Source organism: Haloarcula sp. JP-Z28 (assembly GCF_011440255.1).
Taxonomy (GTDB): domain Archaea; phylum Halobacteriota; class Halobacteria; order Halobacteriales; family Haloarculaceae; genus Haloarcula; species Haloarcula marismortui.
The window spans coordinates 1-20,670 of sequence record NZ_JAAOHT010000055.1 but is presented as its reverse complement, the minus strand read 5'-3'; the positions used below and the strand labels follow the sequence as shown (position 1 = coordinate 20,670).

Sequence of the window (20,670 nt, the reverse complement as noted above, 5' to 3'; positions counted from 1 at the left end):
AAACGGGTCAGTACAGTAAGACCGGTAATGAGCCGGTCGGGAGAGTTCTGTCCACGCTGCGGTGACGAGATACCAGAGGGCACTGACGAGCGCCCGGAGCTTGCGGGTGCCGGCGGTCAGCGCAACTCCGAGCACGTCCTCTGTGACGCCTGCTACTTCGAGGAGTTCGACCTGGTGGACGCCCCCGACACCATCCAGGTGCGGGTCTGTTCACGATGTGGCGCGGTCCACAAGGGGAACCGCTGGGTCGACATCGGCGCGGAGGACTACACCGATATCGCCGTCGAGCAGGTTAGCGAGGCGCTCGGTATCCACGTCGACGCCCAGTCGGTTGCTTGGCAGGTCGCTCCCGAGCAACTCGACAAGAACAACATCCGGATGCACGCGGAGTTCTCCGGCGTCATCCGCGGGACGCCGGTCACCGAGGAGGTCACCGTCCCTGTTCGCATCTCCCGGCAGACGTGCAAGCGCTGTGGGAAAATCGCTGGCGGTTCCTTCGCCAGTATCGTGCAGGTGCGGGCCGACAGCCGCGACCCGACCGACGACGAGCGAGAGCGTGCTGAGGAAATCGCACAGGAGTACGTCGCCGCCCGCGAAGAGACCGGCGACCGCAACGCCTTCATCACCGAGACCAAGTCCGTCGATGACGGACTGGACATGAAGATATCGACCAATCAGATGGGGCTGGGCATCGCCAAGCGAATCACCGCCCAACTCGGCGGCTCGTACTCCGACTCACGGCGTCTCATCTCCGAGGACGAGGACGGGCAGGAACTGTACCGGATGACCTACGCCGTCCGCCTGCCCCGCTACCGACAGGGCGAGGTCATCGACCCGGAGGACGGCGACGGGCCGGTGCTGGTCCGCTCGGTCCAAGGGAACCTCAAGGGCGTCCGTCTGGCGACCGGTGAGGACTACGAAGCGAGTTTCGAGGCGGGCGAAACGCCCGACGCCCGCCGGCTGGGGTTCCGTGAAGACGGACAGCAGACGACTCTCGTCGCAATCGAGGACGAGAGAGCCGTTCAGGTCCTCGACCCCGAAACCTTCGAGAGCAAGACCGTCCCCCGACCGGACTATCTCGACATCGACGCCGACGAGGTGCCGGTGCTGAAAAGTCATGCGGGGTTGCACATTCTCCCTGCCGCCGACGCGGATACCGATGAGTGAGGACACGGAGACAGCGGACGACCAGCAGCTAGCCGTCGTTGTCCACAAACCCCGTTCGGAGGTCGCTATCGAGTCCCTGCGAGCGGAGGGCGTCTACGACGACACCAGAAGCGTCACCGAGTGGACCGCGGACAGCGTCGCAGTTCCGGTGACTGCCCCGCCACAGGAGACGCAGTTCCGGGAGGTCGTCCGGCAGGTCGGGAAGCGCCGCCTCCGAACGCTCGATGACCACCTCCGAGAGCGCGGCTGGACCGACGCAGAAATCGCCGCCGCCCCGAGTTCCTGGGCCGTGCTCGGCTCCGTCGTGCTCGTCGACATCGGCGACAGCCCCCGACCGGCGGAGGTCGGTGACGCCCTGCTGGCCCTCCACGGCGAGGCTGAGACGGTGCTGGCCCGCCACGGCATCTCCGGGGAACACCGCGAACCCAGTGTTGAGGTCATCGCCGGTGACGGCGACACAGAGACGGTCCACACCGAACACGGCACGCGCTACGCGATGGACCTCGCGGAAGTGATGTTCTCGCCCGGCAACAAGGCCGAGCGGGCGCGGATGGGTGAAATCGTCAGCGAGGGGCGGGGGACCCGGCCCTCGGAAGGAGCGAGCGGTGAAGCCGCGAGCGAGGGCGGCGAGCGCGTACTGGATATGTTCGCCGGCATCGGCTACTTCACCCTCCCGATGGCCCGCGCCGGCGCGCACGTCACCGCCGTCGAGCGCAATCCCACGTCGTTTCGCTTTCTGGTCGAGAACGTCATGTTGAACGATGTGGACGAGCGGGTGCAGCCGTATCGGGCCGACTGTCGAGACGTTGTGCCGGGCTTCGCCAGTGAGGGACGCGCCGACCGAGTCGTGATGGGCTACTACGAATCACACGAGTACCTCGATAGCGCGCTCGACGCGCTCACACCCGGCGGCGTCCTCCATATGCACGAAGCGACACCAAATTCGCTCGTGTTCGACCGCCCGATAGAACGGCTGGAAGCGGCCGCCGGCGAGGCCAACCGAGCCGTCGAAGTTCTGGACACTCGGCGCGTCAAGGAGTATAGCGAGGGCGTCGCCCACGTCGTCGTGGACGCTAAGATACAGTAGGGCGTTTTTACTCAAACAGTCCCGGCCAGAGCGGGAGTACCACACACGGTCGTAACGCATAATTAGGCTAGTAGTCAAGAGGGGGCATGAACAGACAGCAGATTATCGCCATCATTCTCGTCGGCCTGATGGTCGGGTCGTCAGTGGTCTATGGATTAGCCTTCGCCTTCTTCTAATCCCACACATCCGAAAGCGGGTGGTTTCCATCCCCGGACCGCGAGCGGGAGCGGTCGTGCCGGCGCTTCGTGCCCGAACTGAGCGCCGAGAGCGCCTGGTCCGGCGCGAACCGCGGCAAATCTGGCTGTGAAAGGCGGTCGACCTGCGCGCGGAACCAGTCGGGCATGTCGTGGTCAGCGCGCTCAAAGAGGTCAAGTAGCGACGTGTCCGCGAGGTAGGTCGCACCGTGGTCGTCGGGCGCGCGGACGACCCGGCCACAGGCCTGGATGACCGTCCGCAGTGCCGTCCGATAATACCAACCCCACTGGTCGTCTTCGAGCCGTCGGGCGACGCGAGAGTCGCGAGTGTTGGGGTAGGGGGCCTTGCACAGCACCTGCCAGCGACAGAGATCGCCTTCGAGGTCGAGGGCTTCTTCCATCTTCACCGAGAGGAACACGTCGGGGTTGTCGCTGCGCTTCCAGGCGGACAGCGCCCCGTCCCGACCTTCCTTGTCATGGGTGCGGACGCGAGCGCCGACGCCGAAGTCGTCAAGCAACTCCTTCAGTTGCTCCTGAATAGCATACGAGTGGCAGTGGATTAGCCCCTTCTCGTCCGTGTGCCGGGCCATGATACGCACGATAGTGCGAGCGATGTCTGGCAGCGTGTCGTCGCGGTGCTCGTAGGTCATTTTGCCCTGAGCGACGTCGTACAGTGGCCGGTTCTCGACGGGGAAGGTGTGTCCGACCTCCACGAGTGCGACGTTACTGGGGTCAAGGCCGACGTTGGCACAGAACGCCTCCTTGTTGAGAATGGTCGCCGACAACAGGGCAAAGCGATTGCCACGGTCCCAGACGGTGTGTTTGAGGTACCGCTCCGGATTCATCGGCTTGATCGTCACCGGTGCGTGCTCGCCGTCGGCCTGGTCGACGACCCACGTGGTCGCGCTCTCGGTGTCGGTGTAGTCCTCGCGGAACCACCCGAGGTCCTGCCGGAGCGTGTTCAGCGAGTCCCGCTCGGCGACTTCCTCGCCGGTGAGTTCCGCCTTCTTTCGTAGTTCCTTCACGCGGCGTTCGGCGAGGTGTTCGACGCGCTCGGTGAAGGCGACAGCCTCGTCCAGCCCGTCGATGTCGGGCACGTCGATATCGTTCCACATCGGGATGGACTGCGGCGAGAGGTCGATGGTGGCGTACATCTCCGCCCATTCGCCCAGACCGTGGGCCTCGTCGATGACGACCACGTCGCGCTTGCCGAACACGTCGCTGCCGGCGGTCTGCATGAAATACGCGAGTGTCATCGCGGCGATGCGCCGGTTCGAAGCGATGGCACGGTCCGAAAAGTACGGACAGCGGTGCTTGACCTGACAGTCGAACTTCCGTTCGCGCACGCACGGGGCCTGATTCACCGGCGTGTCAGTCTCACCGGGAAGGATGCAGTCGTAGTTGTTCTTCCCCCGGATGACACAGAGGTCCTCAAGCAGGGCGTCCTCGGCCACGTCATCCAGTTGCGAGACCTGTGGCGTGGTGTAGTAGGCGTCGATGACCTGTTCGGCGGCGGCCTCGCCGGCGGTTCGAGCACACCCGGCGATGGCCCGGGCGAGCAACGATTTGCCGCTGCCGGTCGGGGCGCGAACGAGGACAACGTCCTTGCCGCGCTCGAAGGCCGCACGGATGTCAGCCAGAGCCTGCTTCTGGTTGCCCCGGTAAGACGGGGCTGGGAACTCGTCGGTAATCCGCGCGGGGTACACGCGAGAAAGCAACGGACGAGGCGGCCTAAACCTTTCCTGTCACCGGATGTGTGTCAGCAGCTACCCGAGATGACGGTGGTGGGTCGTGTTCACAGGCACACGGTCATGTCACTTGTACTCTCGGAACTCTTATACATATACCCCCTGTACGTATATTTGCAATGGCAAACGGTAAGGTTGATTTCTTCAACGACACAGGCGGTTACGGTTTCATCTCGACTGAGGACGCGGACGATGACGTTTTCTTCCACATGGAAGACGTTGGCGGCCCTGACCTCGAAGAAGGCGAGGAGATCGAATTCGACATCGAACAGGCCGACAAAGGCCCCCGCGCGACGAACGTCGTCCGCAACTAAGGCAGATTTCCGGTCGCCTTCGGGCGACCACATCTGACACTTTGTTTTATCAGACTACTCGAAAAGCGACAGCGCCCGGTTCGCAGTAACCCAGACAGGAAACAACGATCAGTCGTCGGCCTGTGCGGAGAGAGCGGCCACGTCCGCCGCAGTCACGTCCCGGTCGTCGGGCAGCCGGTCGATGCAGTCATAACAGAGGAAATGCTCCGTATCGTCGCCGAGTTCGAGGACGATGCCTTCGGTCGGTCTGGACTCCTGCGACCAGATGTTGGCGATGCCGCCAGCTATCGAAACGTTCGTATCGCACCCGTCGCAGGCTCTGGAGGCCATTATCCGAATTTTATGCACTGTATACACTTCAAGGTAGCTGGCCCCTTCGAACAGTTCAGCCGAGTAACTCTCGGCATACTTTTGTCGTCCGATGGGCACCATCCAGATAATGCAAATACTGGTCACAGGGGGTGCCGGGTTCATCGGCGGTCACCTGGCACAGCGGTTCGCCGCCGACGGCCACGATGTCGTCGTGCTGGACAACCGCGACCCGTTCTACGATCTAGATATCAAACAACACAACGTCGATGCCGGACAGGAGGCCGCCCGGAACAGCGACGGGAGCTACGAGTTCATCGAGGGCGATGTACGTGACGCGGAGCTTGTCACGGATCTCGTCGCCGACGCCGACTACGTCTACCATCAGGCCGCCCAGGCCGGCGTCCGCCCAAGCGTCAAGAACCCCCGCAAGTACGACGAGGTCAACGTCGACGGCACGCTGAACCTCCTCGATGCCTGCCGCGACGAGGGCATCGAACGGTTCGTGATGGCTTCCTCCTCCTCCGTCTACGGGAAGCCACAGTACCTGCCCTACGACGAGCAACATCCCACGACACCCGTCTCGCCCTACGGCGCGTCGAAGCTCGCCGCCGAGCGGTACGCCTGCGCCTACAGCGAAGTGTACGACCTCTCTACGGTAGCTCTTCGCTATTTCACCGTCTACGGCCCCCGGATGCGCCCGAACATGGCGATCTCGAACTTCGTCTCCCGGTGCCACAACGGCGAGCCCCCGGTCATCTACGGCGATGGCACGCAAACACGCGATTTCACCTACATCGAGGATATCATCGACGCGAACATGACGCTGCTGCACGAGGACGCCGCCGACGGGAAGGCCGTGAACATCGGGTCGACGGACAACATCGAGATCAAGACGCTCGCGACGGAGATCCGCGACCAGATCGACCCGGACCTCGATCTGGTCTACGAGGAACGCCACGACGCCGACGCCGAACACACCCACGCCGCGACCGACCGTGCCGAGGAACTGCTCGGCTACGACCCGGACCACACCATCCGGGAGGGCGTCGCGAAGTTCATCGACTGGTACCGCGACAACCGCGACTGGTACGAACCGCTCGTTCGACAGTCCTGAAACGAGCAAGCGGTCCGACACGGCTCCGAACAATCAGACGGCGGTTTTAACCCCGTTCCGTTCTGCAGGAAGGGTATGCATGTGCTCGTGACCGGTGCGACGGGGTTCGTCGGGAGCCATCTCGTCCCGGCGCTCCTCGCGGCCGGCCACAGCGTCCGGGCGCTCGTTCGCGATCCGAGCGAGTACGACCCACCCGACGGCGTCGACGTGGCGACAGGTGACCTGCTCGACGCGGGCAGTTTCGACGCCGGCCTTGACGGCGTCGACGCCGCGTACTACCTGGTCCATTCGATGCGTGCCGGGAGCGACTACGCCGAGCGGGACCGGCGGGCGGCGCGGAACTTCCGTCGAGCAGCTGACGAGGCCGGTGTCGACCGGGTCGTCTACCTCGGCGGCCTCGGCGAGGAGGACGAGACGCTGTCCGAGCACCTCCGGTCACGCCGTGAGGTCGAGTTTATTCTCCGGGAAGGAGCGTACGACCTGACGACGTTCCGGGCGGCCATCATCATCGGCGCGGGCTCGGCGAGCTTTCGGATGATACGCGAGCTAACGACGCGACTGCCCGTGATGCTGACACCGCGCTGGGTGCGGACAGACTGTCATCCGATCGCTATCGACGACGTCATCGCGTACCTGGTCGACGTGCTCGACAAGCCGGAAACAGCCGGCGAAACCTACGAGATCGGGGGGCCGGAGGTACTGACATACGCAGAGATCCTGAAGCGAACGGGCCGGCTCATGGGGTCCGGTGAGCCGACAATCGTGCCGATACCGGTGTTGACACCGAAGCTGTCGGCGTACTGGGTCGCCCTCATGACCGACGTGCCATCAAGCGTCGCCCGGCCGCTCATCCACGGGCTGAAGACGCCAGTGGTCGCAGACACCGAGGCTGCGCAGGCACAGTTCGCCGTTGCCCCGACATCGTTCGGGGATGCGGTCAAGCTAGCCCTCAGCGAGCCACGGAGTCGAAACGCAGCACGGGCGGCCGCAGCTACGGGTGGTGCGGGCAGATGAGCGGGGATAGCGCCCGTCCCGACTACGGCGAAACGTGGGTGTACGAGAGCATCATCGGCGCGCTGCCGGGAATCCGGCTGCCGACGTGGGCAGCGATGGCGATTCAGCTCCTCATCTTCGAGGTTGCCATCATCGCCCTGTCGTGGTACTACGAGGTCTGGAGCGCCGCAATCGCCGGCACGGTCGTCGTGTTCGTCGCCACCATCGGGAGCGCAGAGATGCTCCGCATTAGCACGCTCATCCGGCGTATCGACGTGCCGCCGACCTACCGTGCACTGCTGTTCGCCTCGAACGTCGAAGTCGTGTTGTCCGTCCTCGCATACATCGCGCTACTTACTCATCTGTTCGTCTTCGACCCACAGGTTAGCTCGATGCCGCTACTGGGCCGGCTGTTCGGGCCAGAGCCACCGGTACTGGTCGTGTATCTAACGCTGCTCATCCTCTGGGACGTGAGTTACCGCATCGGGACGGGCTGGTGGGCCAGCGTCACGGGCCTGTGGCGGTCGGCTCGCTACCGGTTCGACCCAGAGACGGCACGGGTGTTCATGCGGGCCGACTTAGAGATATGGGGCTTTGGCGTCCTCCAGCTCGTGCTCGTGCCGTTCGTGCTGGACCAGCCGGTGCTGCTCGCGGCGCTGGTCGGCCATGTGATAGCCGTGACTGCCGTGACAGCCGTCTCTGTCGGACTATTGCGCTACCGGTCGAGAACGACCGCAGTCAGTCGGAGTTAATCTGCTTGAACTGGTCGAGCAGCTCTTCTGTCGACTCGTCACCGTCGTAGTCGACGCTCCCGTGGTATGTACTCCGGTCGTCGTCTTCCGACAGTTCGACCTCGCTGTTCTTGCGCTCACGGCGTTCGTGTTCGTCGTCGTCGTACGCTCCCATCGACATAGGTTACCACGGTAAATCTTGGCTGCTAGTGATTATCAATGTAACGGTGGTTCCAGAAACCGCACCATACAGGCGACAGAGCAGTCGAGCGGGCCGAACGAGGGCGTTCCAATAGGGCGGAACGCCCAAGACCACTGACCGTCTACACGACCCTGTGGCTGGTCCCTTACGCCTGCGGCGGTCGAACGAGCGATGGAGCGAGAAGCGGGTCCGGACAGACCTGCTGTCACCGTTGCAGAACACCTTCGGTGCGACGATGAACGGGCCGTGGTTCGCTCCGCCGGAGGGGTGGGCTGCGCGCCGGCTGGAGATGGACAACGGCGACCTGGCGCTGTTTTGCTGGAACGGCCAGCGGGCGTACTGGGTCGGTAACACCGAAACCCCGGAGACGCTGTGGCGGACGGAGAAGTACACGTTCGACGAGGTCCCAGACGAAATCAGCGAGTGGGTCCAGCGTGAACTGTTCGCACAGTTGGAGGTGGAAGACCCGTGGCTCACCGAGTACGAGACGCTGGCGCACTTTTTCCTGCCTGTGTTCCTCTCGAAAGACGGCCGGGAGTCGACGCGGACGTTCTTCCGGGACCACGCCGGCGGCTTCCCGGACGCCGACCGGGCGGACGGGCTGGCGTTCTACGACGACTTCCTCGCGACCGGCGAACTCAACGACTACCGCTACACGATGGCGAGCAAACTCGGGACCAGCGAGGGCTTTGACCTCTCGCGGATGCGGGCGACGATGGGCGAGTTCAACGTCGCCAAACTGCTCGTCGATGCGGGCAACGACATCAGGCCCGAGGTCGAACTGGACTCCGGCCACTCCGTCGATTTCCGGGTCGAAGACACGCTCGTTGAGGTCACTCGCCCGCGGCCGCCGTCCCGACGGCAGGTCGACACTGCCGTCGGCGCGGTGAAGGCGTCCGGCGATGCGAAGACACGCGACCAGCTAGCGGCCCACCCCGGTGCGGTCCTCGTGGTGGACTGCAGTTCCTTCCCGGACGACGACTGGCGTCGGGTCTACGGCGAACAGCCAGACGTGGGGTACTCGCCGACTATCGTGTTCCGCGCTCGACCGGACGGCAGCATGGAAGGATACGCCTACGGCTCGGTTCCGTTTCCACTGCCGTTCTAGGTAGGACGGACAGGTCACGTTATCTTCCTCGAAATCCGGGGCGTAACATATAACGCGCCGGACGGGTAAGGCTGAGAGAGATAGCCGTGGTGGACGACACAGAGCAACCGGGTTCTAGCGGCGCGGGACAGTCGGTCTCGGAGGTAATGGACCGCCTCGAATCGCTCCGGTCCGAAGAAGAAGAACGTGCTGAGAGCGCCGCTGCCGGCGTGCTACTGGACCAGCTACAGGAGGTCGAACAGCGGCTGCTGGCCTTTGGCGAGGCGCTGGGCGGCACGGCCGACACCGTGACAGACCTCCCGTTTACCGAGGAAGCCGGGCTGGACCATATGCCCGAACCGCTGTACGTCCGCCACGACACCGAGATGCTGAATCAGGTCACGTCCTGGCTCCTGCAGGACCAGCACATCGGGTTAGTGAGTCCCTACGGCACCGGAAAGACCGCCTTCCGAGAAATCGTGCTGCGGGACCTCTCGAAACACGAGGGCTTTGTCATCACGCATCTGGACAACCCCCGTGAGACGACGCCCCGGAAACTCTACCAGACGGTTCTGACAGCCGCCTACGCCGCGGGCTACTCCATTGACCAGCGCAACTACTCGCAGGTTCGTGACGGAATTCCATGGGCGACCGCTGAAGCGAAAGACGCTGTTCACGAAATCGTTCGTCGCGTGCGCGAGGACGGCAAGACGCTCTTACTGGTCGTCGACGAAATTGAAGTGCTTGAGGCGGACCTGCTGTCGCCGCTGCAGGTGGCCGGCGACGCCGGCGTTCGGCTGTTCCTCACCGGCACACCGGAAGGGAAACGGCGGGTGGCGGAGATTCGCGGGACACTCGACTCCCGGCTGCGATATTATGAGGGTATCGACCCGTTTTCGCCGGACGACGTAGCTGAGTACGCCGCCCGCTCGCTGGCGTACTTCCGAGACGAACCCTACGAGGGGCAGGCCCCGGACCTGTTCACCCGGGCCGCAATCGAAGATATCCACGAGCGGACCGATGGCAATCCCCGGGAAGTCCGCATCGAGTGTCGTGAACTGTTCACAAGGGCGGCGTTCGTCTGGTACCGGACCGGGCAGGACATCTCTCGCATCCAGATTACGCCGGAACTACGCCACCGTCGGTTCGGAATGGGCCGCTAAGCGGCACTAAACGGGTATATAAACCACCCACGTTACACGGTGTCACACCGTCGAGTGTGGCGTGTAATAGGGCGATACACCGACGGCCACCGTGGCTTTTATATAGAAGCACATTCAATCATCGTTTGACTATGGCTCAACAGCAGATGGGCAACCAGCCCATGATTGTACTTTCCGAGGAGTCCCAGCGGACATCCGGAAAGGACGCGCAGTCGATGAACATCACGGCCGGGACGGCCGTCGCCGAGGCCGTTCGGACGACTCTGGGTCCGAAGGGCATGGACAAGATGCTCGTCGACAACTCGGGCTCGGTCGTCGTCACGAATGACGGCGTCACCATCCTCGACGAGATGGACATCGAGCACCCCGCCGCCAACATGATCGTCGAGGTCGCCCAGACCCAGGAAGACGAAGTGGGCGACGGCACGACCACGGCGGTCGTCATGGCCGGCGAACTCCTCTCGAAGGCCGAGGAACTCCTCGACCAGGACATCCACGCCAGCATCCTGGCCCAGGGGTACCGCCAGGCCGCCGAGAAAGCCAAGGAAATCCTCGAAGACAACGCCATCGACGTCGACGCCGACGACACGGAGACCCTCGAGAAGGTCGCCGCGACCGCGATGACCGGCAAGGGCGCGGAGTCCTCCAAGGACGTCCTCGCCGAACTCGTCGTCCGCGCCGCACAGTCTGTCGTCGACGACGACGGCAGCGTTGACACCGACAACATCCAGATCGAAACCGTCGTCGGCGGCGCAACCGATGAGTCCGAACTCGTCGAAGGCGTCATCGTCGACAAGGAGCGCGTCCACGACAACATGCCGTTCGCCGTCGAGGACGCCGACGTGGCCCTGCTCGACACGGCCATCGAGGTTCCGGAAACGGAACTCGACACCGAAGTCAACGTCACCGACCCCGACCAGCTCCAGCAGTTCCTCGACCAGGAAGAGGAACAGCTCAAGGAAATGGTCGACCAGCTCGCCGAGGCCGGCGCTGACGTCGTCTTCTGCCAGAAGGGCATCGACGACATGGCCCAGCACTACCTCGCACAGGAAGGCATCCTCGCTGTTCGCCGCGCAAAGAAGTCCGACATCGAGGCGCTCTCGCGCTCGACCGGCGCGCGCATCATCTCGAACATCGACGACATCGAAGCCGACGACCTCGGCTTCGCCGGCTCCGTCGCCCAGAAGGACATCGCTGGCGACGAGCGCATCTTCGTCGAGGACGTCGAGGACGCCCGCGCTGTCACGATGATCCTCCGCGGCGGCACCGAACACGTCGTCGACGAAGTCGAGCGCGCCATCGAGGACTCGCTCGGCGTCGTCGCCGCTACGCTGGAGGACGGCAAGGTCCTGCCCGGCGGCGGTGCCCCCGAGACGCAGCTCGCCCTCGGTCTCCGAGACCACGCCGACTCCGTCGGTGGCCGCGAGCAGCTCGCCGTCGAGGCCTTCGCCGATGCCATCGACGTCATCCCGCGCACTCTCGCGGAGAACGCCGGTCTCGACCCGATCGACTCGCTGGTCGACCTCCGCAGCAAGCACGACGGTGGCGCAGTCACGTCCGGGCTTGACGCGTACACCGGTGAGGTCGTCGACATGGAAGAGGACGGCGTCGTCGAGCCCCTCCGTGTCAAGACCCAGGCCGTCGAAAGCGCAACCGAAGCAGCCGTCATGATCCTCCGCATCGACGACGTCATCGCTGCTGGCGACCTCAAGGGTGGCCAGGGCGACGACGACGAGGACGAAGGCGGACCCGGCGGCCCAGGCGGCGCGCCCGGCGGAATGGGCGGCGGCATGGGCGGCATGGGCGGCGGTATGGGCGGCATGATGTAAGCGAGGTTTCGAAGAAACCTCGGCACGCCGAGCGGGGAACGAAGTGACCCGCGAGGCAAGCCACATTGGCGAAAAAGGCGGAATCACCGCTTTGCGGCGATTCCGAGAACCGCGGCCTTCGGCCGCGGATGCCTGCCTCGCCCGTCGACCTCGTGAAGAATCGGTGCGATTCTCTATTTTTTTTTTTCAGTATAGGTGGATAACGACGCTATGACAATAGCGTAGCCGCGGTGAACGCCGTCTCGCCCCCAAGACTCCTACTATCACGAAGTAGACGCCACGGTCAAACCGACGTATCCCTTTGAGTCGGTATGGACCTGACACGGACCGAACGGCGGTTGCTGTGGGTCGGAACAGCACTAGCGGGCGCGCTTCATCTGCTCGTTCCGGGGCTGTTACTGTCGATGGCGCAGCTGGGCTATCGCTGGGTGCTGTCGGTGGAGTTCACGCCACAGGACGGGGCCCGTCGTCGGGTCAGGCTGCTTGGCGTTGGGAACCTCATTGTTGCGGCGATACTGCGGCGGCTACTCGACTGAAACAGCGGCTACTGCACGGCAGACTCAACGTATGCGACAGCCTCGGCAGGGGTGTCGACGTGTTCGATAGCGTCGCCGACCGGGCTGTCAAGGCGGTGCGTTCCGAGCCCAGCGACCGGCCGGTCTATGTCGAGGGCGTGGCCAAGTTCAGAGAGTGTCCCGGTGCCGCCGTCGACCGCGATGACGGCCGCGCCGTTCATCACGACGAGAGCGTTGCGGGCGTTTCCGAGTCCCGTCGCAATGGCGGTCTGGACGTAGTCGTTTGCGGCGGCCCGGCGCTCGCCAGGGAGGATACCGACAGTGTGACCGCCGGCCTCGCTCGCGCCCCGACAGGCCGCCTCCATCACGCCGGTGAGGCCGCCACAGACGACATCGTGGCCGTGCTCACCGAGTCGTCGCCCAACCTCGCGTGCCTGCTGGTACTGTTCGTCGGTGACTGTCGAGCCGCCGATGACAGAAACGCGCATAGCTACTCGTGGAGCGGGAAACAGAAAAACAGCGCCGGATTACAGCTGGTCGAGCCAGTCCTGCGCGCGGGACTCGGTGGTCTCAGCGATATCGGCCAGTTCGGCCGCGTCGTAGTCAGCCAGATCTGCAACGCTGTGGATGCCAGCGTCGTGCAGTCGGTCGGCGTAGGTCGGGCCGATACCAGAGACGCTGTCGACATCAGCTGATTCATCGTTTGCATCGTCTTCGTCCTCGGTAGCATCGCCATCGACGTCGTCAGTCGCGTCAACGTCGATGTTGGTGAGTTCCGACTGGTCCGCCGCGTCGTCTGCAGCCGCTTCGGGAGATTCGACCTCGATATCGACTTCCTCGCCCCCCGTGCTGCGCTCCGAGTACCACTCGGCGACCTCGGGCCAGAGGTCGGCGTGCGTCGACGACGAAACGGAGAGGCCGATGTGGCCCGTCGAGAACTCGATGGTGCGCGTGTCGTCGCTGGCGATGACATCGTTGAACGGCTTGGAGGCCTCCGGCGGGATGAGGTGGTCGTACTCACCCATGAGCTGGAGGACGGGCATATCGATGTTGTCCAGATCGACGTGCTTGCCGTCGAGTTCCAGTTCGTTCCGATAGAGTTTGTTGTCCTGATACACGTCTTCGAGGAACTGAACGTAGGCCTCGCCGGCGACGTCGATACCGTCACCGAGCCACTGCTCCATCCGGCCGAAGTTCTCGACGAAGCCCTCGTTTTCCATGTTCTCCGCGAACCGGATGTACTTCGTGACGTAGTTCTCGACCGGGTCCATCAGCGCGAAGCCGATGTCGAGCATATCCGCGGGGACGTTGCCGAACGTGTCGACGACATCCTGCGGGGAGTAGTACTCCTCGGAGCCCCACTCTTCGAGGACGCCGCCAGTGTGGTCGAAGCACAGTCCGGCGGCCATCAGGCCCAGGGTGTTGACCTTCTCCTTGTGGAGTGCGGTGTACATCACCGACATCGTGCCGCCCATACAGTAGCCGAGGATGTTGATCGCGTCCTGCCCGGAGCGGTCGCGGACCACGTCGACGCAGTTGTCCATGTAGCGGTTAACGTAGTCATCGAGAGTGAGGTGCTGGTCAAGCCGCGACGGCTCGTTCCAGTCGATGAGATACACGTCGTGGCCCGCCTCAAGCAGGCGTCGGACGACTGACCGCTCCTCCTGCAGATCAAGGATGTACGGTCGGTTGATGAGCGCGTAAACGATGAGTATCGGAACGTCTTCCTTCTCCTCGTCCGGCACCTCAATGCCAGCGGCTTCGGGGTCGTAGTGGAGGAGTTCGAGCTTGTTCTCCTCGTAGACAACGTTACTGGGCGTCTGGCCGACGTCGACGGACTCCATCAGCTCCAGTCGCTCGTCGGCGACCTGACTGGTCTCAGCGGCGTCGGTCATGTTCTCCAGCGTCTTTCGCTGCCAGTTGAGCGCGGCCTCGAACGGATTGAAGGGGTTGCTGGACATGGTTATTCTTCTAAGTGTTCGAGAACGCGGTCAAGCTTCTGTTCGACCGCGTGCTGGCGACGCTCAAGCTCGATGAGCCGCTCAGCGATTTCGTCGACGTCGTTGCGCGTTGGGAAGCCGAGCTGTTCCAGCGTGTCCTGGCTCAGGTCGTCCGCTTCCTGTTGCATCTCCATCATCGACTCGACGAGCTGGCCGTTGGCGGCCGCAAAGGCCGAGGTGCCCATGACGTGCTTGAACGCCTCGTTTGCGGACTGCAGCCAGATGTCACGGAACTCGGCCGGGTCGACGTCCTCGCCCTGTGCGGCGTCGGTCGAGCGTTCGACCATCTGCTCTGCGGCGTCCATCCACTCCTCGTAGGCGCGGTTGTAGCCGTCCATCCCGTCGGCAAGGTCATCCTGCTCCGGGATCGTATCTTCGACGGCATCGGCCCACGACTCCACGAAGGCCGCCTGGGCCTTCATGTTCTGCTCCATCGAGTCAGCGACCGCGTTGTTCATCTCCTCAACCATCTCCGTCCATTCCTCCTGAATGTTGTTTGTATTACTCATAATAGTACCTCGGCGGCGGGCGCACAAAAAAACCGACTGTCGTACTTACGCTTCGACGTCGACAGCGTCGGCGGCTTCGGCCTGCACTTCCTCGACCTGCTCCTGAATCTCTTCGACTTGCTCCTGCACTTCTTCGAGCTGCTCGCCGAACTGTTCGGCAGCCTCAACGGACTGCGCTTCGAGTTCCTCGTGGGCCTCGACGAGCATATCGACCTGATCGTTGACGGCCGTGACGTACTCGTCGGTCATCTCGTCGTAGGTGTCGACGCCCTCTTCGAGTTCAGTTTCCATGTTGTCGAAGACCTCGGCGTGGTTCTCGAGCAGGAAGTCGAACTGCTCGTCGACGGTCTCGCGGATCTGCTCGACAGTTTCGGTCATGCCGGGCATCGTCGACGCCATCGCGTCGAGGTAGCTGTGGAACGCGGTCTGCTGAAGCTCGACACCGCGGCGCTGCGCCGACTCCTGTGTGTCGAGGCTGTCGATAACCGCGCTGTTGACGTTTTGCTGGAAGGAAACGCTCTGTTCGAGCGCCTTCTGGCTCTGTTCAATCGTTGCGCGCTGCATCTCGAAGGCTGTCGTGACGGGGGTTGTGTAGTCTACCATTGTTGGGTTACTCGCTGTTGTTGTTAGTGACCGGGAGGACGACGGCTTGAACGATATCGCCTTCATCGATGCCCAGCGCCTCTCGCTCCGCATCGGGGATACTGATCCGACCCCCGCTTTGCACGCGGGTCTTGAACGTCGCCATCTGGCTCATAGCACCGAGCTGATTCATATCGAAACTCGGCATGCCACCGCTGGCGAACATCTGTTTCATCAGCTGCTGTTGCTGTTCCATCGCATTCTCGCTCGCCTGTTGCATCCCCTTGAACATCGGAGGCCACATCAGGCCATCATCCTCGTCGGCCATCGGTCATCTACATGTACTCTCCTCAACAATATAAACCTTCCGCAGAAAACCACTGAGTACCATTGAATGGTAGAGAATGGTATTAGCGGTTAAGGGGCGTCGATGGGCGTGCTACGCCCTGCAGCACCGATAACTGGAACCCCAAATACGCGTCTGACGCCCGTTAGACGGCGTTTACCGACAGCTGAAGCGAAACCAACACCAAGGTTTAATACTCCGACCAATAAATTACCAGAACAGATGAGTTCTGAATCGCCACGAAACCCGCTGTTAGACACATGGACTGAAACATCGTCACATATGTTCAACAGCGTCGTCGCAGCTAACCGGGCAGCGTTCGCCGCGTTCGGCGTCCAGCAGGAGGAGGAGAACGGCGTAACGCCCGCAGAACGTATCGAACCGGACGAAGACCTCCCGGAATGGCACGTCTCGATTTCTGAGGAGCACCCTGGCCGCCTCGGCGTCGGCGACCACGTCGATTTCACGAAAACGATCTCGGAGCACGACGTACAGCAGTTCGCCGCCGCGAGCGGCGACACGAACCCACTCCATCTTGACGACGAGTTCGCGGAGCAGACGCGCTTCCGCGGCCGTATCGCCCACGGGACGCTCGTCGGAAGCCTCATCAGCGCAGCGCTGGCACGCCTGCCAGGGCTGACGATCTATCTCTCACAGGATCTGGAGTTCCACAACCCAGTCCGTATCGGCGACCGCCTCACCGCCGAATGTGAGATCGTCGAAGACCTCGGCGACGAACAGTACCGGCTGACCACGCGCGTCCTCGCAGACGACGAAGTTGTCATCGACGGCGAAGCGGTCGTCCTCATCGATGACCTGCCAGAGTAGTCAGCAGAACGCTCGAACGGCCCGGTTGAAACGGTCGGGATGTTCCCGCGGCGGACAGTGCCCGCAGTTCTCGAAGATTTTCAGCGTGCTGTCAGTGACTGTCCCAGCAGCCTGCTCGGACCATCGACGGGGGAGCAGTGGGTCGACGGCCCCGTGAATCAGCATCGTCGGCACGTCTAGTTCTGCTAACCGGTCGGAGTAGTCCGTCCGGAAGCCAGACCATCGGAACTCGCTGCGCTGCCAGCGCCGCATCGCCCGGACGGTCTGTCGGTCGACAGCGCTATCGACATCCTCAACCAGTTGCTGGGGCGGCTCACCAGGACCCATGCTTCGGAGGCTGTTCCGGATAGCTGATTGGGACGACCCCACGCCCTGCCAGAGCATATTGCCGAGTATCGGCGTCTGTAAGACACTGCTGGCCGCCGTTCGCCAGTAGGCGTCGGCACCCAGCCCGTAGCTGTCGACTAGCACCAGCCGTTCGACGGGGCCGCCGTCAAGCGCGTGGCCGAGCGCAACTGCGCCGCCCATCGAGAGGCCAGCTAGCGCGGGTTCCTCAATGGCGAGTGCGTCGAGAAACTCGGACAGCGTCTCAAGATAGTAGTCGGTCGTGTACGTGCGGTCAGGCTTGTCACTGTCGCCGTGGCCCGGCAGGTCAAGCGCATACACCGTTCGCTCCGGCGCGAGTGCGGGCAGCGCGTGTCGCCACGAGACGGTCGCGGCGTCCAGCCCGATACCGTGGAGAAACACCATCGGCGGCCCCTCGCCACCGGTCCGGTAGTGAATGTCAACGTCCTCGCCGTCGACGGACAGCTCGACGCGTTCGGACGAAATCCCTGTAGTCATCGGCACTCGTTCGGGACCGAGCGCGTATGAGCCTTTGTATCGGCTCAGTGACGGTGGCGGCAGTATCGGGGGCCGGTTACTCAGTTCGCTCGTAGGCGCCGTCCCGCCGGAGTCGAGCCTGCTCGCGGACGATGGCCGGCGTTCGACAGCGGCCCGGTTCGCCGGTGACCTGCGGGATGGTACAGTTGTTACAGCTCTCACACAGCGCGTCTGCGCCGTCAAGCAGGCGGGCGCCGAGTCGGGGTTCGGCGTAGAACGGGCGGGCCATCCCAACCGCGTCAGCGGCGGGGGTCGCTCCAGTCGCTCCGAGATACCGGTCACAGTCGGCACGCGTTCGAAGACCGCCCTCCAGCAGAACCGGTACGTCCACACGCTCGCGTACCGCTCGACAGAAGCCGGCGTTCCAGCCCGGGTCGCGGCTGAAACGGCGGGCTTGCAGGCGATTAAGCAACTGAACGGCACGCGCTCGTAGTCGGCCGCCGAAGACCGCTGCGTAGTCGTCCTGCAGGTCACTCGCGTCCCAGGCCCGGTCCGGAAACGCACCACGGACAATGCTCATGTCCCAGAACGGGGACACCTCGACCGGAACGAGACCATCATAGCCGATAGCCGCCGCTCGCGTCGCGATAGCCACGCCATCCCTCCGAGTGAGATGCCGTCGAACGAAACTCGGCGCAGCGGTCTCAGCTGGGACCTTCGTGACCAGCGGCACGTCGCCGGCGTGTTCCCGAACGGCGTCGTGGATTGCTTCGAGGAAGCGGACGCCGTCCCGGAACTGGTCGTTCCGACGGTTGTAAAACGGCGAGAGGAACTGCTGGATAAGGCTCATGTTCGCCGCAGAAAGGTGGATGCCGTCGTATCCCGCCTCGACGGCGTAGCCGGCACAGCGCCCGAACTGCTCGGCCAGGGCCCATACCTCCTCTGTCGAGAGCACATCCGGCTGGAGCGAAATCAGGCCAAGCCGGTCAAGCATCTGGAGCTGCCACGGCGGGCGGCTGACGGCGAGCTGGCGCTGGTCCGGATGCTGGCGGCGGTACTCGGCGTGCCACGTCGCCATACTCCGGAGGCCACCGTGGGCCAGTTGGAGGAAGATGCGACCGCCGTGGTCGTGAATCGTCCCGGTAAGCCGTTCGAGGCGCTCGACGAAGGCCGGGTCGTGGACCCGCGTCATGTTCGGCGCGGCACAGCCGCCGCGGTCGGTGACGATGCTTGCCCCCTGAAAGAGGAGGCCAACACCGGAGGCTGCCGTCGGTTCAAGTTCGTCGATGAGTGTGTTGACGGCGGTCTCACCGTTACCTGCACACTCCAGTACCGGTGCGCGATACAGCCGGTTGGGTACCTCGACGCCACCGATAGACACCGGCGTCTCCAACGCGGTCACGACTGCTCGCGCTCGTCGAACGTCGCCTCGCTACGGGCGCTGTTCGGCGGTGTCACCTGCTGAATTGCCGCCCGGACTTCCGTCGGCGAGTCGAACTCGCCGTCGGTGCAGTGCTCGATTGCGGCTGAGAAGTCCTCGACGGGCGGGTCGGCGCTGCCGTATTCGTCTGCCAGTTCCTCCACGCGGACCGGATACGCGGCCGCACCGGTGGTGCGGTCGACCGTCGCCGCAACCCGGCGGGCGCGCTCACTGGCCCGCTGCCGTGCCGTCCGCTGTGGGTCCATGTGCATAACTAACACATCCGTCGGCAAAAATACTGCCGTTACTTCTCGACCGGGAGCAACGCCACACGCTCCCGAACGGCGTCAGGAAGGTCACCGGCTGTCGCAGCGAGCTCAGTGTCCGTCACGTCGAAAAACGACCGGATGCGGTCGGGGTCGTACTCGCCTAAGGTGGACATCGCGGTAAGCTCCTCACAAACGTCGTCTTCAGCTGCCTCAATACCGTTCTGTTCTCTTTTTCCTACGTGGGTATCTATCCGTTCGTGGTCGACAATGACCGCGACGACGGGACAGGCCCCCTCGCTGACGCCCATCGTCAGCGCGCGGTTGATCTGGCGGCGACCGGCCGCGTACAGCAGGATTTCAACACCGAAGTCCTCTGCGATGGCGTCGCTCCGGTCGTGAGCCCGGGTCGCAAGTTCGACAGCCAGTTGAAGATGGGCGCGGTCCACGACGTAGCGGGCGTCGAACGCCTGCACCGTGACGCCGTAGCGGTCACCGATTGCACTGAGCGTCTCGACGAAGGTGCCCACGTCGTCGATTTCAGCAGTGCCTTCGACGACCCGCATCAGAAATCACCCAGACTGGCCTGGTCGTCGTTGGCTGTCGATTCGGCGCTTGCGTCCCCGTCTGCACCGTCGTCAAGGTCGACAGACACGTCGGGCGCGGGCTCGACGCCTTCCATCGACGGGTCACGGTGGCCGGCGTTTTCGAGCACGTTTTCGGCCGTTTTCCGGCGGCCCCGAAGCGCCGCCAGCACGACGGCTTTGTCCGCGTCCCGGAGCTGTGCGCGGTCGGTGATACCGGCCTGAAACAGCCGGCGGGCGCGCTTGCGGCCGACGCCGCGGACGCCGGCCAGGTCAACCAGTTCCTCGCGCACGCCGTGTTCGACGCGGATGCGGGCCTCGCTGATGGCCCGGGCGGCGTCCAGGTCGACCTCGCTGGCCAGCGACTCAGCGGCCCCGAGCAGCCACTGGGCCGTCTCGACCTTCCCGCGGATGTCGCCCGGGCCGACGCCGTACCGGTCCGTGATGGTCGCCTCGTCGACCTCCGTGGCCCAGTCTTCGAGCAGTCTGGCGGTCTTCAGCGCCGAGAGCCAGTCCTCGAAGCGGCCCTCCTCGAACTCCGATGGCGTGGGACCGAGCAACTCTTCTTCGCGCTCGAACAGCTCCATCTCGTACTCCTCGCGGTCGCCCGAGCGGAGATACAGCTGGTACATATCCGGGGTCCGCGAGGCGAGATGGTACAGGCCCAGCGCGGAGATATCGTCCGGGTCCCTGTCGGCGTCGCTCTCGTCAGCGTCCTCGGCCAGTTCACTAGCGGTCGTGAAGCCGCTGTCAGCCGGCGGCTCCGCTTGCGCGTCAGCCGGCGACCCGCTCGCCGACGTGCTGTCGCTTGCTCCCCGCTCCCAGTCGCGCAAGCCGTCGACGATTTCCGCGGCGCT

The 20,670-nt window shown here is 63.8% G+C and carries 23 protein-coding genes and 1 pseudogene; 11 read left to right on the top strand and 13 right to left on the bottom strand.

Annotated elements, in window-relative coordinates; translation table 11 throughout:
* Positions 1 to 27 precede the first annotated feature (27 nt).
* Entirely contained in the window at positions 28 to 1,167 is a 1,140-nt protein-coding gene (locus tag G9463_RS17215) for a 60S ribosomal export protein NMD3 (RefSeq protein ID WP_004960283.1), read from the top strand.
* Positions 1,160 to 2,254 carry a class I SAM-dependent methyltransferase family protein gene (locus G9463_RS17210; RefSeq protein ID WP_165897350.1) on the top strand — a complete coding sequence of 365 codons (1,095 nt, stop codon included), beginning with the start codon at positions 1,160 to 1,162 and terminating at the stop codon, positions 2,252 to 2,254. The genes G9463_RS17215 and G9463_RS17210 overlap by 8 nt, the downstream gene beginning before the upstream one ends.
* Positions 2,255 to 2,426: 172 nt before the next feature.
* Here the strand turns inward: G9463_RS17210 and G9463_RS17205 are convergent, their stop codons facing one another.
* Positions 2,427 to 4,154: an ATP-dependent DNA helicase gene (locus G9463_RS17205; protein ID WP_049939068.1), complete on the bottom strand. Its 1,728-nt coding sequence runs from the start codon at positions 4,152 to 4,154 to the stop codon at positions 2,427 to 2,429.
* A 161-nt stretch (positions 4,155 to 4,315) separates the two neighbouring features.
* Here G9463_RS17205 and G9463_RS17200 point away from each other — a divergent pair, with 161 nt between their 5' ends.
* On the top strand, positions 4,316 to 4,510 hold the full coding sequence (locus G9463_RS17200; protein WP_004516469.1) for a cold-shock protein: 195 nt from the start codon (positions 4,316 to 4,318) through the stop codon (positions 4,508 to 4,510).
* Positions 4,511 to 4,618: 108 nt separating this feature from the next.
* On the opposite strand, the gene G9463_RS17195 is transcribed toward G9463_RS17200, so the two are convergent.
* Positions 4,619 to 4,840 (bottom strand): hypothetical protein, encoded by a 222-nt coding sequence (locus G9463_RS17195; protein WP_165897349.1) that lies wholly within the window; start codon positions 4,838 to 4,840, stop codon positions 4,619 to 4,621.
* 109 nt (positions 4,841 to 4,949) lie between these two features.
* Here G9463_RS17195 and G9463_RS17190 point away from each other — a divergent pair, with 109 nt between their 5' ends.
* The 3 genes from G9463_RS17190 (at position 4,950) to G9463_RS17180 (ending at position 7,681) form a co-directional block, all read left to right on the top strand.
* Positions 4,950 to 5,936: an SDR family oxidoreductase gene (locus tag G9463_RS17190; RefSeq protein ID WP_007187900.1), complete on the top strand. Its 987-nt coding sequence runs from the start codon at positions 4,950 to 4,952 to the stop codon at positions 5,934 to 5,936.
* A 75-nt stretch (positions 5,937 to 6,011) separates the two neighbouring features.
* Positions 6,012 to 6,950: an NAD(P)H-binding protein gene (locus G9463_RS17185; protein WP_004960295.1), complete on the top strand. Its 939-nt coding sequence runs from the start codon at positions 6,012 to 6,014 to the stop codon at positions 6,948 to 6,950.
* Complete coding sequence (locus G9463_RS17180) at positions 6,947 to 7,681, top strand: hypothetical protein (protein ID WP_004960298.1); 735 nt, start codon at positions 6,947 to 6,949, stop codon at positions 7,679 to 7,681. Before G9463_RS17185 ends, G9463_RS17180 begins: the two co-directional genes overlap by 4 nt.
* Here the strand turns inward: G9463_RS17180 and G9463_RS17175 are convergent.
* Positions 7,668 to 7,841, bottom strand: a complete 174-nt coding sequence (locus G9463_RS17175) for a DUF5786 family protein (protein WP_004960301.1) — start codon at positions 7,839 to 7,841, stop codon at positions 7,668 to 7,670. The two genes, G9463_RS17180 and G9463_RS17175, sit on opposite strands and share 14 nt — an antisense overlap.
* Positions 7,842 to 7,995: 154 nt before the next feature.
* Here G9463_RS17175 and G9463_RS17170 point away from each other — a divergent pair, with 154 nt between their 5' ends.
* The 4 genes from G9463_RS17170 to G9463_RS17155 all read left to right on the top strand — a co-directional run bounded on the left by G9463_RS17170 (position 7,996) and on the right by G9463_RS17155 (position 12,477).
* On the top strand, positions 7,996 to 8,970 hold the full coding sequence (locus G9463_RS17170) for a DUF5784 family protein (RefSeq protein WP_165897348.1): 975 nt from the start codon (positions 7,996 to 7,998) through the stop codon (positions 8,968 to 8,970).
* A 146-nt stretch (positions 8,971 to 9,116) separates the two neighbouring features.
* The gene (locus tag G9463_RS17165; RefSeq protein ID WP_007187897.1) at positions 9,117 to 10,112 is read left to right on the top strand and encodes an AAA family ATPase; all 996 of its coding nucleotides are present in this window, start codon (positions 9,117 to 9,119) and stop codon (positions 10,110 to 10,112) included.
* A 146-nt stretch (positions 10,113 to 10,258) separates the two neighbouring features.
* Positions 10,259 to 11,941 (top strand): thermosome subunit alpha, encoded by a 1,683-nt coding sequence (gene thsA, locus G9463_RS17160; RefSeq protein ID WP_049939188.1) that lies wholly within the window; start codon positions 10,259 to 10,261, stop codon positions 11,939 to 11,941.
* Positions 11,942 to 12,252: 311 nt separating this feature from the next.
* Positions 12,253 to 12,477 carry a hypothetical protein gene (locus G9463_RS17155; RefSeq protein ID WP_011224494.1) on the top strand — a complete coding sequence of 75 codons (225 nt, stop codon included), beginning with the start codon at positions 12,253 to 12,255 and terminating at the stop codon, positions 12,475 to 12,477.
* Between the two features lie 8 nt (positions 12,478 to 12,485).
* On the opposite strand, the gene G9463_RS17150 is transcribed toward G9463_RS17155, so the two are convergent.
* From G9463_RS17150 to G9463_RS17130, 5 genes are read right to left on the bottom strand one after another with little or no spacing between them, the layout of a single operon-like run.
* Positions 12,486 to 12,944 (bottom strand): TIGR00725 family protein, encoded by a 459-nt coding sequence (locus tag G9463_RS17150; RefSeq protein WP_004960312.1) that lies wholly within the window; start codon positions 12,942 to 12,944, stop codon positions 12,486 to 12,488.
* A 39-nt stretch (positions 12,945 to 12,983) separates the two neighbouring features.
* A complete protein-coding gene (gene phaC, locus G9463_RS17145) occupies positions 12,984 to 14,417 on the bottom strand; it encodes a poly(3-hydroxyalkanoate) polymerase subunit PhaC (RefSeq protein WP_165897347.1) in 1,434 nt (477 codons plus the stop codon).
* Between the two features lie 2 nt (positions 14,418 to 14,419).
* Positions 14,420 to 14,965 carry a poly(R)-hydroxyalkanoic acid synthase subunit PhaE gene (locus tag G9463_RS17140; RefSeq protein WP_004960317.1) on the bottom strand — a complete coding sequence of 182 codons (546 nt, stop codon included), beginning with the start codon at positions 14,963 to 14,965 and terminating at the stop codon, positions 14,420 to 14,422.
* A gap of 45 nt (positions 14,966 to 15,010) precedes the next feature.
* Entirely contained in the window at positions 15,011 to 15,568 is a 558-nt protein-coding gene (locus G9463_RS17135; RefSeq protein WP_007187894.1) for a hypothetical protein, read from the bottom strand.
* Between the two features lie 7 nt (positions 15,569 to 15,575).
* On the bottom strand, positions 15,576 to 15,875 hold the full coding sequence (locus G9463_RS17130; protein WP_004960320.1) for an AbrB/MazE/SpoVT family DNA-binding domain-containing protein: 300 nt from the start codon (positions 15,873 to 15,875) through the stop codon (positions 15,576 to 15,578).
* Between the two features lie 300 nt (positions 15,876 to 16,175).
* Here G9463_RS17130 and G9463_RS17125 point away from each other — a divergent pair, with 300 nt between their 5' ends.
* Positions 16,176 to 16,721, top strand: coding sequence for a MaoC family dehydratase (locus G9463_RS17125; protein WP_004960322.1), 546 nt, complete (start codon positions 16,176 to 16,178; stop codon positions 16,719 to 16,721).
* Here the strand turns inward: G9463_RS17125 and G9463_RS17120 are convergent, their stop codons facing one another.
* The 5 genes and pseudogenes from G9463_RS17120 to G9463_RS17100 form a co-directional block, all read right to left on the bottom strand.
* On the bottom strand, positions 16,722 to 17,564 hold the full coding sequence (locus G9463_RS17120; protein ID WP_121303876.1) for an alpha/beta fold hydrolase: 843 nt from the start codon (positions 17,562 to 17,564) through the stop codon (positions 16,722 to 16,724).
* A gap of 76 nt (positions 17,565 to 17,640) precedes the next feature.
* Positions 17,641 to 18,945, bottom strand: a complete 1,305-nt coding sequence (locus G9463_RS17115; protein WP_165897346.1) for an NADH:flavin oxidoreductase — start codon at positions 18,943 to 18,945, stop codon at positions 17,641 to 17,643.
* Positions 18,942 to 19,229: a hypothetical protein gene (locus tag G9463_RS17110; RefSeq protein ID WP_007187892.1), complete on the bottom strand. Its 288-nt coding sequence runs from the start codon at positions 19,227 to 19,229 to the stop codon at positions 18,942 to 18,944. Before G9463_RS17110 ends, G9463_RS17115 begins: the two co-directional genes overlap by 4 nt.
* Positions 19,230 to 19,267: 38 nt before the next feature.
* On the bottom strand, positions 19,268 to 19,795 hold the full coding sequence (cgi121, locus tag G9463_RS17105; RefSeq protein WP_165897345.1) for a KEOPS complex subunit Cgi121: 528 nt from the start codon (positions 19,793 to 19,795) through the stop codon (positions 19,268 to 19,270).
* Positions 19,795 to 20,670: pseudogene (locus G9463_RS17100) on the bottom strand (ski2-type helicase); the annotation flags it as partial. The gene cgi121 and the pseudogene G9463_RS17100, both read right to left, overlap by 1 nt.